Source organism: Pseudomonas arabinosi, assembly GCF_047758675.1.
In the GTDB taxonomy this organism is placed as follows: domain Bacteria; phylum Pseudomonadota; class Gammaproteobacteria; order Pseudomonadales; family Pseudomonadaceae; genus Aquipseudomonas; species Aquipseudomonas arabinosi.
Window position 1 is genome coordinate 4,353,460 of the sequence record NZ_CP180480.1, and the last position, 12,900, is coordinate 4,366,359.

The 12,900-nt window shown below is 60.3% G+C and carries 11 protein-coding genes; 6 read left to right on the forward strand and 5 right to left on the reverse strand.

The window, feature by feature from the left end:
• Positions 1–65: 65 nt before the first annotated feature.
• Together ACMXYJ_RS20165 and ACMXYJ_RS20170 are read left to right on the forward strand one after the other, a co-directional pair.
• Entirely contained in the window at positions 66–623 is a 558-nt protein-coding gene (locus ACMXYJ_RS20165) for a PQQ-dependent catabolism-associated CXXCW motif protein (protein WP_415756603.1), read from the forward strand.
• A gap of 56 nt (positions 624–679) precedes the next feature.
• Entirely contained in the window at positions 680–1,342 is a 663-nt protein-coding gene (locus ACMXYJ_RS20170) for a response regulator transcription factor (protein ID WP_008149733.1), read from the forward strand.
• Between the two features lie 113 nt (positions 1,343–1,455).
• On the opposite strand, the gene nahK is transcribed toward ACMXYJ_RS20170, so the two are convergent.
• The 4 genes from nahK to ACMXYJ_RS20190 form a co-directional block, all read right to left on the reverse strand.
• Entirely contained in the window at positions 1,456–4,050 is a 2,595-nt protein-coding gene (gene nahK, locus ACMXYJ_RS20175) for a hybrid sensor histidine kinase/response regulator NahK/ErcS' (protein WP_415760769.1), read from the reverse strand.
• Positions 4,019–5,182 carry a nitric oxide-sensing protein NosP gene (nosP, locus tag ACMXYJ_RS20180; protein WP_415756604.1) on the reverse strand — a complete coding sequence of 388 codons (1,164 nt, stop codon included), beginning with the start codon at positions 5,180–5,182 and terminating at the stop codon, positions 4,019–4,021. The genes nahK and nosP overlap by 32 nt, the downstream gene beginning before the upstream one ends.
• A 155-nt stretch (positions 5,183–5,337) precedes the next feature.
• Positions 5,338–6,522, reverse strand: coding sequence for a porin (locus ACMXYJ_RS20185; RefSeq protein ID WP_415756605.1), 1,185 nt, complete (start codon positions 6,520–6,522; stop codon positions 5,338–5,340).
• Positions 6,523–6,731: 209 nt separating this feature from the next.
• Entirely contained in the window at positions 6,732–7,538 is an 807-nt protein-coding gene (locus tag ACMXYJ_RS20190) for a sulfite exporter TauE/SafE family protein (RefSeq protein ID WP_415756607.1), read from the reverse strand.
• Positions 7,539–7,698: 160 nt separating this feature from the next.
• On the opposite strand from ACMXYJ_RS20190, the gene ACMXYJ_RS20195 reads away from it, so the two are divergent.
• Positions 7,699–8,562, forward strand: a complete 864-nt coding sequence (locus ACMXYJ_RS20195) for an MBL fold metallo-hydrolase (protein ID WP_415756608.1) — start codon at positions 7,699–7,701, stop codon at positions 8,560–8,562.
• A 98-nt stretch (positions 8,563–8,660) separates the two neighbouring features.
• Here the strand turns inward: ACMXYJ_RS20195 and bkdR are convergent, their stop codons facing one another.
• Complete coding sequence (gene bkdR, locus ACMXYJ_RS20200) at positions 8,661–9,146, reverse strand: Bkd operon transcriptional regulator BkdR (RefSeq protein ID WP_046048920.1); 486 nt, start codon at positions 9,144–9,146, stop codon at positions 8,661–8,663.
• Positions 9,147–9,331: 185 nt separating this feature from the next.
• Between bkdR and ACMXYJ_RS20205 the strand changes: the two genes are divergently transcribed.
• The 3 genes from ACMXYJ_RS20205 to ACMXYJ_RS20215 are packed head-to-tail and all read left to right on the forward strand — an operon-like array spanning position 9,332 to position 12,899.
• Positions 9,332–10,567 carry a 3-methyl-2-oxobutanoate dehydrogenase (2-methylpropanoyl-transferring) subunit alpha gene (locus ACMXYJ_RS20205; protein WP_046048921.1) on the forward strand — a complete coding sequence of 412 codons (1,236 nt, stop codon included), beginning with the start codon at positions 9,332–9,334 and terminating at the stop codon, positions 10,565–10,567.
• Between the two features lies 1 nt (position 10,568).
• On the forward strand, positions 10,569–11,627 hold the full coding sequence (locus ACMXYJ_RS20210) for an alpha-ketoacid dehydrogenase subunit beta (RefSeq protein ID WP_033054499.1): 1,059 nt from the start codon (positions 10,569–10,571) through the stop codon (positions 11,625–11,627).
• The gene (locus ACMXYJ_RS20215) at positions 11,628–12,899 is read left to right on the forward strand and encodes a dihydrolipoamide acetyltransferase family protein (RefSeq protein ID WP_415756609.1); all 1,272 of its coding nucleotides are present in this window, start codon (positions 11,628–11,630) and stop codon (positions 12,897–12,899) included.
• Position 12,900 lies beyond the last annotated feature (1 nt).

Sequence of the window (12,900 nt, forward strand, 5' to 3'; positions counted from 1 at the left end):
CGTCGCATTCCAATCGCACCGAGACTGGCATGTAATAGGTTCATAACTATAAGGATTGAACCCCCATGCCGCGTGCCCGACGTCGTCTGCTGCGCCCTTCTCTCATTGCGCTATCGCTGAGCCTGTTGCTGGGCGTCGCGCAGGCCGAAGCACCGCTGTTCTCCGCTGACGGCTATCGCATCGGTCTGTACCGCAGCCCGACCCCGAATCAAGTCCAGGGCGCCGGCATCATCGATACCGCCGCCCTGCAAACCCTGCTGACCCAGACGCCGCGTCCGGTGCTGATCGACGTCTACCGCCGCCAGTGGTTGCAAGGACGTTTCATCGAGGATCAGCCCCACGAAAACGTGCCCGGCAGCCATTGGCTGGCCAATACCGGCGACGGTGACCTGACGCCCGACTGGCAGGACTATTTTGCGCGTAAGCTGAACACATTGACCGCAGGTGATCTCGCGCAACCGCTGGTCTTCTACTGCCGCTCCGATTGCTGGCTGAGCTGGAACGCCGTGAAGCGCGCCGCCGCCATGGGTTATAAGACTCTGTATTGGTATCGCGACGGCCTGGACGCCTGGCAGGCAGCCAACCTGCCCGTAACGCCCGCCCAGCCCGAGCCCTTTCCCTGACCTATACGCGTGCGAGTTGTTGCCACACCCTAAACAAAATAATGAGGTGAAAGGCTATGTACAAAATTCTGATTGCCGACGATCACCCGCTGTTTCGCGAAGCCATTCATAACGTCATCAGCGACGGTTTCCCCGGCAGCGAAGTGATGGAAACCGCCGACCTGGACAGCGCCCTGGTGCTGACGCAGGAACACGACGACCTGGACCTGATCCTGCTCGACCTGAACATGCCCGGCATGCACGGCCTCAATGGCCTGATCAACCTGCGCAACGAGGCCCCGACCATCCCGGTGGTGATCGTCTCGGCCGAACAGGACAAACAAGTCGTGCTGCAAGCCATCACTTATGGTGCGGTGGGTTTCATCACCAAATCCTCGCCACGGGTGCAGATGACCGAGGCCATCCAGCAGATCCTCAACGGCAATGTCTACTTGCCGCCGGACATCATCCGCACGCAAAAATGCGGTACACGGCGCATGAACGATGCCCCGAGCTTTCCACCTGAACTGCTCCAGGCCTTGACCCGCAAGCAGTTGCTAGTACTCGAACGCATGACCAAGGGCGAGTCGAACAAACAGATCGCCTACACCCTGGAAATCGCTGAAACCACGGTTAAAGCGCATGTCTCGGCGATCCTGCGCAAACTCAATGTGCACAACCGGGTGCAGGCGATTTTGAGTGCCGGTGATATAGATTTCGGATCTTACTTACGGCGTTGAGACCAAGTCGCCCCCTTCGCGAGCAAGCTCGCTCCCACATTTGACCGAGTTCACTCAGATCCAATGTGGGAGCGGGCTTGCTCGCGAAGAGGCCGGCACAGACACCAGAAGCCTCAAGGCCTGCCGAGCAAATGACTCATCGCGGTCTTGAGCTTCATCGGCCGCACCGGTTTGTGCATCAGGGTGTGGCCCAGTTCGCGGATCTGCTGCTTCAGCTCGTTGCTGTAATTAGCAGTAATCATCATCGCCGGAATGGCCGAGCCGCGACGGGCGTTGATCCGGGCCACGGCATCGACGCCGTTCTGATCGTCATTCAGGTGATAGTCGGCGATCAGCAAATCGGCTTCTTCGTGATAGTTGTCCACTTGCCGCGCCAGGTCCTGCTCCGACAGCGCCGTGACCACCAGACACCCCCACCCTTCGAGCAAGGTGCGCATGCCGGCGCAAATGGCCGCGTCGTTGTCCAGCACCCACACCCGCGCCCCACGCAGACGTTCAAGCATCGGCTCACTCATCAGCAGACTCGGCAGCGCCTTGGGTGCCGTGGCGCTGAGCGGCACTTCGACCGAGAACATCGAGCCCTTGCCCGGCCACGAACGCACGTGAATGCGGTGACCGAGAATCCCGGCGATTTTTTCGACGATTGCCAAGCCCAGACCTAACCCGCGATCCTGATCCGGACGCTGCACATCACCGCGTTTGAATTCCTGAAAAATCTCCTCGAGGCGGTTTTCAGCGATACCCATGCCGCTGTCCCAAACCTCAATCGACAGTCGCTGGTGATGACGCCGGCAACCGAGCACCACACGACCGCTGTAGGTGTAGCGAATGGCGTTGCTCAACAGATTTCGAAGAATCCGCGCCAGCAACTGAATGTCGCTGCGCACCAGTGCCGAACAAGGGATGAAATGCAGCTCCAGGCCTTCACTGCGAGCCACCTGGGTGTACTCGGCCGCAAGGTTCTCCAGCAATTCGCTCAGGGCAAACGGCGCAATGTCGGCCTTGATCACCCCGGCATCCAGTTTGGAAATGTCCACCAGCGTACCCAGCAGGTTCTCCACATCTTCCAGGGAGTTGCTGACATTACGCACCAAAATCGCATTGGCCACCGGCTCCCGCCGTTCGAGCAACGCGCTGGTAAACAGCCGCGCGGCGTTGAGTGGTTGCAGCAGGTCGTGACTGACGGCGGCGAGAAACTTGGTCTTCGACAGGTTGGCCTGTTCGGCCTCGAGTTTGGCTTCACGCAGCCGAGATTCCGCCCGCCGACGCTCATCGATCTCGCGCAGCAGCTGGTCATTGAGCGTGGTCAGTTCTGCCGTGCGTTCGCGCACCCGCAACTCAAGATTCTGATAGGCCTGGTGCAGCGCTTCAGCGGTGCGGCGGCGTTCGGTGATGTCGCGGATCAACACGAAAATCCCCACCACTTCCCCGGTGGCCAGGCGATTGGGTACGTAGGAGCGCAGCATGTAGCGTTCCTGGTTGTTGATGTTGGTTTCGGCGAACTCGAACGTCACGCTCTCACCGGCCAGGGCCCGGGCCACGTAGGCTTCCAGCCGCTGGTAATGCTGCTCGCTGTGGACTTCGCGCAGGCTCTGCCCAAGCATCACGCCCCGAGGCCAGCAGTACCACTCTTCATATACCTTGTTGGTGAACTCGTAGACCAGATCGGCATTCAGGTAGGCAATCAGCGCCGGCACATGGTCGGTGATCAGGCGAATCCAGCGCTCGCTTTCGCTCAGCGCTTCGGCGTGCTGGTAGCGTTCGGTGATGTCGGTGAAGGTATTGACGAAACCGCCGGTGGGCAACGGATGGGTACGGATTTCCAGCACCCGTCCATCGTACAGACGCTGCTCGCGTTCCTGCACCGGCCGCCCGTTTGCATCGCGACTGGCCGGGGTCAGCAGGTTCAACTCGCTGTCGCCGATCACTTCGGCAAACGGACGATGGGCCGCCACCGGGGCCAGGCCGCTGAGTTCGAGGAAACGCCGGTTCCACAACTCCAGAATTCCCTCGGCGTTGACCATGGCGACGCCTTGGGACAGGTTGTCGACCGCCCGTTGCAACAAATGCGATTTCTGCGCCACCGCTTGCTCGCGGCGCACGGTTTCGCTGAGTTTGACGTCGGTAATGTCGGTGAACAGGATCACCCGTCCGCCTTCCTGAGTGGGTCGTTCGCTGACTTGCAACCAGCGACCGTCCTGCAAGCGATAGAGCAGGTTTTCGTCGGCATGCCCCCGCGGCTCTTCAGTGAACAACCCGGTGGCGGACATCAGTCGCTTGACCTCGGCCAGGCGCATGCCGGCGTTGATCCGCACCCGGCTGTTGCCCCAGAACGCCTTGAAACGGCTGTTGAACAGCACGATCCGCTGGTCCGCATCGAACAGCACGAACGCATCGGAAATGCTCTCGATCGCATCGATCAAATGCTGATGCGCGGTTTCCGCGCGCAGGCGTGCCTCGCTGAGCAAGTGATTGCCCGACTTGAGTTCAGCCATGGCCTGATTCAACGCGTCGGTGCGTTCACGCACCTGCTCGGCCAACACCACCGAATGCTGGAACGCCGCGTACGGGTCATTGCCGCGGGTGATGCCAGACTCGATCCGCTCGATCAGCGCGCCATTGATGCGTTGCAGTTTGTGGTTGTCGCGCTGCAGGCTGGCGATCTGTGCCTGAAGCTCAGCGGTGTCCAGGGGACCGGCCTCGGGCAATGGCAACCCCGGTGAAGGTTTGGTTGATGTGCATGCCATTGAACTGTTCTCCGTAGGTGTTGAAACCCATCACCCGCTGGTCACGCAAAAACGTTCCGATCTGCTCCAGACTGCCGCCGTCTTCGAGTTCCAGACGCCTGAGAAAGCAGTCGCAGCCGATGGTCAGCAACAGATCGCCGAGGCGCTCCTGCAAGCCTTCGAACAGGGTTTGCAGATTCGGCAGCATCGGGCCGGGCGTCATGACCGTGAGGACGATGCCGTTTTCCACCGCGCAGTAGAAACTCAGGCTCAGGTCCGGATGAACCTGCTGAATTGCTCGTACGTAATACTGATCGTTGATCCGCACGGCCAACGGGTGCGCGGCGAAGATCCGATGATCGAGCTCGGCCACCGGCACGCCGATGTGCCGGGCGTACTCCTCGGCGGCGGGTTCGGCATTGAGTTCAAAGACCCGGCGCGAGGCGCTGTCGGCCCCGGTGACCACCAGTTTTTCCGCCCTCGGCAGGATGTGGTGAGTGGTGAACACCTCGAAATCCAGCCAGGTATTGACCAGCACCACCACCGCCGCGCCGCTGTGGAACTCGCCATTAAAATAGACGTGGGTGTGGGTCAGGTAATTGTCGTCGCCGGCCGAACCGCCGAAATGCGGGATGTCGCCCAACGCCGCGCTCAGGGCCGCGAGGACCATTTCTTCACGACTGGACAAGCCATCGAGCAAGGTCAACGCAAAGCTGTTGCCCTTGATCGGCGCGAGGGTGTTGCTGCGACAGCCACCGACCAGTCGCTCGACCATTTGCTGAGCGTCGATCAGGCTGAAGCGCTCCATCTCGGAGATCAGTTCGGCGTCGATGGAAAAATGGCGATGGTCGAAGCCCACTGCGGTCACGCAATTGCGGCCGTAGCCAAGGGGCGTGATTTCCCCGGCGCTGGTGCAACCCACCAGGCGAATGCCGCCGAAGCTTTGTTGCAAGGCCTGGCCCAGCGCCTGCAAGTCGTACTCGGCGGAACAGAAGAACAGCACGAAGCCCAAGTGCGGGTGCAACAGTTGTCGCGCCAGTTCCTGGGCCACCTGTTGGGCATCGGTGGCCTGGGACATTGCACTGACCACACCTTCACTCTGGACCTGCTGCATCGTCGCCTCCCGCAGGTGCGCATGTATGAGGCTCGAGTGTACGAAGCCTGTGAGCTGCGACGTATGCTACTTGGGTAGCGGGTAGCCGCTTCGATGGGATGAGAACGGTGTCGACCCTCGCCGCGATGCGCGCAGCGAAGGTCGCCACCAAAGGCTTACCAGGTCAGCACAGCCCCCACCGCAAAAGTGTCGGTGTCTTCATTCTGGTCGCTGGTGTCGTGGCCGTTGATTGCGAACTGGTTGTACTCGGCCACCAGCTTGAGGTTGTCGTTGACGTCATGGAACAGCGCAACGCCGCGCGTTTCGTAGTCCGCGCCGCTGCCGACCACGCCATTGCCGTCGTCGTTGGTCTTGCCGTAAGACAAGGCCAAGCGGTTCTTGCCCAGTTTGTAGGAGCCCTGCAGCAGGTAACCGTCACTGTCGACGTTGCGCAGGGTCGGTTCGCCGGCGTTGTTGGTGAAGAACGGGTTGATGCCTTTGGCCTGGAAGCCGGAGCCAGTGAGCGACAAGCCGCCCATTTTCGCCTGCACGCCATAGCCGACGCCTTTGGAGGTGACGGACTCGACGGTGGAATCGGTATTGTCCGACGTCTGGTAGCTGCCGTTGACCCAGCTGTAGATCTTCGCCCCGGCAACGTCGAACTGATAGGTGATCTCGCTCTCGGTGCGCGGATTCTCCTGATAGGCCTTGCCCAATGGACTGCTGTCGTTGGTGTCCACCGGGTCCATGATCCCCACGGCCACGCGCAAGCCCTCCATCACTGGCGTGCGATAGGTAATTTGCGATGTCGGGAACGGGTACGGATAACCCGTGCCGATGTTGCCGAACGACACCCCGCCACCGTCCACCAGCCCCAGGGAATCGCTGACCTGGCCGTAACCGGCGAGCATTTCATCCAGCAGGATGTTGGAACGGGCAAACAGGCCGAAGTCCTTGCCGATCAGCACTTCGCCCCACTCCGGGTTGGCCACCGTGCCGTAGAACTGCCGCACGTCGATGGCAGTGTCGGTGCCGTTGGTTTCACTGTCGTTGATGGTCACCCAGAAGGAGGACCGGGCGCCAAGCTTGAGGTCATCGACCTGCTTGCTCATGTTGAAGCCCAGGTAGTTGGGCAGAAAACCCATTTTGACCCGCGCCTGTTTCCGGTCGAACTGGTCGCCGGCACGGTCCACATCGCTGTTCACATAGAAAGCGTTGATGTAGCCGTCGGTGGAAAACGTGGTCTGGTCCTTGTCGTACAGCACGATCTCGGCTTGGGCCATCGAGCTCAATCCGAGGGTCGACAGGCTGGCGATGAAGGCAGGCAAGAAACGATGCTTGATGTTCTTATTGTTGTGCATGACGCGCTCCGCAGCGGGGGACTGGATGTCGGAGGCGATTATCGAAAGCTGACCGGCGGCGTCATACGCTGCCTTGGAGGCGGTTTTGAAGTGCTTTGGAGTGGCAGGTGATGCGCGACAAGTTCGGTGTAAGACCGTCCGTCGACGAGGCCCGGAACTTAAGGTGTACGCCTGTGGAACGGACTGGCGTCCACAGGAACCGGTACTTGCTAGACGCCCGCTCTAAACAGCATGTAAGCGGCGACCACGACACAGATGCTGGCGAAGCCGATCTGCAATCCCCGGGCCGGTATTCGCGCGCAAAGTCTTCGGCCAATGACCATGCCAACGATGCTTGCGACGATAAACGCCACGCCCAGACCGTCGATTCGCACCCCGGCCTGAAACGCGCCGATCACGCCGATGGCGGAAATCAGGCTGATGACCATCAAGGAAGTGGCGACGATTCCGCGCATCTGCACATCGGTCAGTTGCTTGAACGCCGGGACGATCAGGAAGCCGCCGCCCACCCCGAGCAGCCCGGAGACCATCCCGGTCACCGCGCCCAATGCCGCGAGGGTCGCGGTGCACTTGGCGGTCCAGGAAAAGCGTCCGGTCTGCTGATCGAGCATGCAGTTCTTCTGCCCCCAGTTGGCGTGGCCGTGGTCGCTAGGTCCCTCTTCCTGGCGCTCACGACGCAGCATCCGCCAGGCCACCATGACCATCAGCAGGCTGAACAGGATCATCAGGATTTTTTCTGGCAACTGATGGGCGAAGTAGATGCCGACCGGCGAAAAAACCGCCCCCAGCAGGGCGATCAGCAACGCTGCGCGGTAGCGCACCAGGCCATGGCGCAACCCGTCAATGGCGCCGACAGCCGCCGCACTGCCCACCGCAAAAAGTGCGACCGGCGCAGCCTGGGTCATGGTCAACCCCAGCCCCAGCACCAGGGCCGGCACCGCAAGAATGCCGCCACCGGCGCCGGTCAAACCCAGTACCAACCCCATCACCACGCCAAAGAAACTTGCCAGCAACATAAAACACTCATGATCTGAAAAAAAAGCCGGGAACGCCCGGTATCGATGACTGACAGGATAGAGCCCGCGCAGCTTTTTTCATTAATTGAATTGATGCGGGCTGGTCAGCGCAGGGAAAATGAAACTACCCTCAAGGCTTGTCCAGAAAGAAACGGCCACCATGCCTGCCTTGATTGAAGCTTTTTTAGACCCTGCCTCGTCGACCTACAGCTACGTGATCTATGAAGGCGATGGTGGTCAATGCGCCATCGTCGACCCGGTGCTCGACTACGATCCCGCCGCCGGCCGAACCGCCACCGCCCAGGCCGACAGGATCATCGCCTTCGTTCGCCAACATCAATTGCAAGTGCAATGGCTGCTGGAAACCCATGCCCATGCTGATCACCTGTCCGCCGCACCGTATTTGCGTCGGGAACTGGGTGGGAAGATTGCTATCGGCGAATCCATCAGTAAGGTTCAGGGTGTGTTCAAGAGCCTGTTCAATCTTGAGCCGGAATTCTGTATCGATGGTTCGCAGTTCGATCATCTGTTCGCGCCGGATGAATCGTTCAGGATCGGCAACCTCAAGGCCACGGCGCTGCATGTGCCCGGCCATACGCCAGCGGACATGGCCTATCTGATCGACAGCAATGTGATTCTGGTGGGCGATACGCTGTTCATGCCGGACGTGGGCACCGCGCGCTGCGACTTTCCCGGCGGCAACGCCAACCAGATGTTTGCTTCGATTCACAAACTGCTGGCTTTCCCTGCCAGCGTTCGACTGTATGTCTGCCACGATTACCCCCCCGAGGGTCGCGAACCGCAGTGCATGAGCACGGTGGGCGAGCAGCGCAAAAGCAACATTCACATCCATGACGGTATCGACGAAGCCGCATTCGTCGCCATGCGCACCGGGCGCGATGCGGGGTTGGGAATGCCGACACTGTTGCTGCCGGCGATTCAGGTGAATGTGCGGGCGGGGAATTTGCCGCCGGCCGAAGGCAATGGCGTGACCTACCTCAAAATCCCGATCAACAAACTTTAAAATCAAAAGATCGCAGCCTGCGGCAGCTCCTACAGGGGTTCTGTGCCCCACACGATTAATGTAGGAGCTGCCGCAGGCTGCGATCTTTTGATCTTGCCCTAGGCGAGCGTCAACCCATTGGCCGGCAACGGCAGCGCGGTCTTATAGCGCACCTGCTTGAGCGCAAAGCTCGAGCGGATGTTGGCGACGCCGGGGACTTTGGTGAGGAAGTCCATCATAAAACGCTCCAACGACTGAATAGTCGGCACCAGTACCCGAATCAAATAGTCCGGGTCGCCGGCCATCAAATAGCACTCCATCACTTCCGGGCGATCCGAGATCGCCTCCTCGAAATGCTGCAACGCCTCCTCCACCTGTTTTTCCAGGCTGACGTGAATGAACACATTCACATGCAGCCCCAGCAGCTCGGCATCCAGCAGGGTCACCTGCTCGCGAATCAGGCCCAATTCTTCCATCGCCTTGACCCGGTTGAAGCACGGCGTCGGTGACAGATTGACCGAGCGTGCGAGGTCGGCGTTGGTGATGCGCGCGTTCTCCTGAAGGCTGTTCAAAATGCCGATATCGGTACGGTCCAGTTTGCGCATGAGACAAAATCACCTGTTTTTTATGTTTATGCAGATTTTTTATCCTCAAATGACCGCCAACGCAACGAAACAGAGAGAAATATTCTTCTGGGCCCGGCCTATGATTGTTGTAGGACAAGAATTCTTTCATCGAAGAATGACGGTCAGCTCACTACAAGAAATTCACAAGATCGAGCGTAGAAGCCATGAACCAAGCGTACGAACCGCTGCAACTGCACGTTCCCGAACCATCGGGCCGTCCTGGCTGCAAAACCGACTTCTCCTACCTGCGTCTGACCGACGCCGGTACGGTGCGCAAACCCCCAATCGACGTTGAACCGGCCGACACCGCTGATCTGGCCAAGGGCCTGATTCGCGTGCTCGATGACGAGGGCAATGCCCTCGGTCCATGGGCTGAAGGCGTACCGGCCGAGATCCTGCGTAAAGGCATGCGCGCCATGCTCAAGACGCGGATCTATGACAACCGCATGGTGGTCGCCCAGCGTCAGAAAAAAATGTCGTTCTACATGCAGAGCCTTGGCGAAGAAGCCATCGGCAGCGGCCAGGCCCTGGCACTGAACGTCGATGACATGTGCTTCCCGACGTACCGCCAGCAAAGCATCCTGATGGCGCGAGACGTGCCGCTGGTGGACCTGATCTGCCAACTGCTGTCCAACGAGCGTGATCCGCTCAAGGGACGTCAGCTGCCGATCATGTATTCGGTCAAAGACTTCGGTTTCTTCACCATTTCCGGCAACCTCGCCACCCAATTCGTACAAGGTGTGGGCTGGGGCATGGCCTCGGCGATCAAGGGCGACACCAAAATCGCCTCGGCCTGGATCGGCGACGGCGCTACCGCTGAATCCGACTTCCATACCGCCCTCACCTTCGCCCACGTTTACCGTGCGCCAGTGATCCTCAACGTGGTCAACAACCAGTGGGCAATCTCCACGTTCCAGGCGATTGCCGGTGGTGAAGCCACTACGTTCGCCGGTCGTGGCGTCGGTTGCGGCATTGCCTCCCTGCGGGTCGATGGCAACGATTTCGTCGCGGTCTACGCCGCCTCTGCCTGGGCCGCCGAACGTGCGCGCCGCAACCTCGGCCCGACCATGATCGAATGGGTCACCTACCGCGCCGGTCCGCACTCAACTTCTGACGATCCGTCCAAATACCGTCCTGCCGACGACTGGAGCTACTTCCCGTTGGGCGACCCGATTGCGCGGCTGAAGCAGCACCTGGTGAAAATCGGTCAGTGGTCCGAAGAGGAACACGTCGCCGTCAGCGCCGAACTCGAAGCCGAAGTGATCGCCGCGCAAAAAGAAGCCGAACAGTACGGCACCCTCGCCGGCGGCCAGATTCCAAGCGCCGCGACCATGTTCGAAGACGTCTATAAAGAGATGCCGGAGCACTTGAAGCGCCAGCGTCAAGAGTTGGGGATCTGACATGAACGATCACAACAACAAAATCGAGTTGGAAACCGCCATGACCACGACCACCATGACCATGATCCAGGCCCTGCGCTCGGCCATGGATGTGATGCTTGAGCGTGACGACAACGTCGTGGTGTTCGGCCAGGACGTGGGCTACTTCGGCGGCGTGTTCCGTTGCACCGAAGGCCTGCAGAACAAGTACGGCACCTCCCGGGTATTCGACGCACCGATCTCCGAAAGTGGCATCGTCGGCGTCGCCGTCGGCATGGGCGCCTACGGTCTGCGGCCGGTTGCCGAGATCCAGTTCGCCGACTACGTCTACCCGGCATCGGACCAGATCATTTCCGAAGCCGCCCGCCTGCGTTATCGCTCGGCCGGCGAATTCACCGCACCGATGACCCTGCGCATGCCTTGCGGCGGCGGCATCTACGGCGGCCAGACTCACAGCCAAAGTATTGAGGCGATGTTCACCCAGGTCTGCGGCTTGCGCACGGTCATGCCGTCCAACCCTTACGACGCCAAAGGCTTGCTGATCGCCTCCATCGAAAACGATGACCCGGTGATCTTCCTCGAGCCAAAACGCCTGTACAACGGCCCGTTCGACGGTCACCACGAACGCCCGGTAACCCCGTGGTCGAAACACCCGGCTGCGCAAGTGCCGGACGGTTACTACACCGTGCCACTGGACGTCGCCGCCATCACCCGTCCGGGCAAGGACGTGACCATCCTGACTTACGGCACCACCGTTTACGTGTCGCAAGTGGCGGCTGAAGAAACCGGCATCGACGCTGAAGTCATCGACCTGCGCAGCCTGTGGCCGCTGGATCTGGACACCATCGTCAAGTCAGTGAAGAAAACCGGCCGTTGCGTGATCGTTCACGAAGCGACCCGCACCTGCGGTTTCGGCGCCGAACTGGTCGCCCTGGTGCAAGAGCACTGCTTCCACTACCTGGAAGCGCCTATCGAGCGCGTCACCGGTTGGGACACTCCCTACCCGCACGCACAAGAGTGGGCGTATTTCCCTGGTCCGTCCCGAGTGGGCGCGGCTTTGCATCGGGTTATGGAGGTCTGAATGGGCACGCACGTTATTAAAATGCCGGACATTGGTGAAGGCATTGCAGAAGTTGAATTGTCGGTTTGGCACGTCAAAGTCGGTGACATGGTCGTCGAAGATCAGGTACTCGCCGATGTCATGACCGACAAGGCGATGGTCGACATCCCTTCGCCGGTGAACGGCAAGGTGATTGCGCTGGGCGGTGTGCCGGGCGAAGTCATGGCGGTTGGCAGCATCCTGATCAGCATTGAAGTCGAAGGCGCGGGCAACGTTAAAGAGTCGGCTCAGCCTGCACCTGTTAAAGAAGCGCCGGTTGCGGCACCAAAAGTTGCCGCCGCTGTTGAAAGCAAACCGGTCGCTGCTGCAGCGCCGCGAGCTGCCGTATGCCAAGGTCCGATGGTCGCTCGCGAAGCTGATGAGCGTCCGCTGGCCTCCCCGGCCGTGCGCAAACATGCGCTGGACCTCGGTATACAGTTGCGTCTGGTGCGTGGCACGGGCCCTGCCGGTCGGGTACTGCACGAAGACCTCGACGCCTTTCTGGCCCAAGGTCAGCAGCCGCAATCCACCGCTGCCGCCGCTTACGCCCAGCGTAACGACGAAGAACAAATCCCGGTCATCGGCATGCGCCGCAAGATCGCCCAGCGCATGCAGGACGCCACTCAGCGCGCCGCTCACTTCAGTTACGTCGAAGAAATTGACGTCACCGCCGTGGAAGAACTGCGCGCTCATCTGAACGAAAAACACGGCGCGACCCGCGGCAAGCTGACCTTGTTGCCGTTCCTGGTCCGCGCATTGGTCGTCGCCCTGCGCGACTTCCCGCAAATCAACGCCCGTTACGACGACGAAGCTCAGGTCATCACCCGCCTCGGCGCGGTGCATGTCGGCGTCGCCACCCAAGCCGATATCGGTTTGATGGTGCCGGTGGTCCGTCACGCCGAAACCCGCAGCTTGTGGGACAGCGCTCAGGAAATTTCTCGCCTCGCTACCGCTGCCCGCAATGGCAAGGCCAGCCGCGATGAACTGTCCGGCTCGACCATCACCCTGACCAGCCTCGGCGCCTTGGGCGGCATTGTCAGCACCCCGGTGCTGAACCTGCCGGAAGTGGCGATTGTCGGCGTCAACAAAATCGTCGAACGCCCGATGGTCGTCAAAGGCCAGATCGTGATTCGCAAGATGATGAACCTCTCCAGCTCCTTCGATCACCGCGTGGTCGATGGCATGGACGCGGCGCAATTCATCCAGGCCATTCGCGGCTTGCTCGAACAACCCGCAACCTTGTTTGTGGACTAAT

Excerpts from the sequence above, each read along its gene's own strand:
- ACMXYJ_RS20165 (WP_415756603.1), top strand. The coding sequence starts at position 66 with ATGCCGCGTGCCCGACGTCGTCTGCTGCGCCCTTCTCTCATTGCGCTA.
- ACMXYJ_RS20170 (WP_008149733.1), top strand. The coding sequence starts at position 680 with ATGTACAAAATTCTGATTGCCGACGATCACCCGCTGTTTCGCGAAGCC.
- nosP (WP_415756604.1), bottom strand. The coding sequence starts at position 5,182 with ATGCAGCAGGTCCAGAGTGAAGGTGTGGTCAGTGCAATGTCCCAGGCC.
- ACMXYJ_RS20185 (WP_415756605.1), bottom strand. The coding sequence starts at position 6,522 with ATGCACAACAATAAGAACATCAAGCATCGTTTCTTGCCTGCCTTCATC.
- ACMXYJ_RS20190 (WP_415756607.1), bottom strand. The coding sequence starts at position 7,538 with ATGTTGCTGGCAAGTTTCTTTGGCGTGGTGATGGGGTTGGTACTGGGT.
- ACMXYJ_RS20195 (WP_415756608.1), top strand. The coding sequence starts at position 7,699 with ATGCCTGCCTTGATTGAAGCTTTTTTAGACCCTGCCTCGTCGACCTAC.
- bkdR (WP_046048920.1), bottom strand. The coding sequence starts at position 9,146 with ATGCGCAAACTGGACCGTACCGATATCGGCATTTTGAACAGCCTTCAG.
- ACMXYJ_RS20205 (WP_046048921.1), top strand. The coding sequence starts at position 9,332 with ATGAACCAAGCGTACGAACCGCTGCAACTGCACGTTCCCGAACCATCG.
- ACMXYJ_RS20210 (WP_033054499.1), top strand. The coding sequence starts at position 10,569 with ATGAACGATCACAACAACAAAATCGAGTTGGAAACCGCCATGACCACG.
- ACMXYJ_RS20215 (WP_415756609.1), top strand. The coding sequence starts at position 11,628 with ATGGGCACGCACGTTATTAAAATGCCGGACATTGGTGAAGGCATTGCA.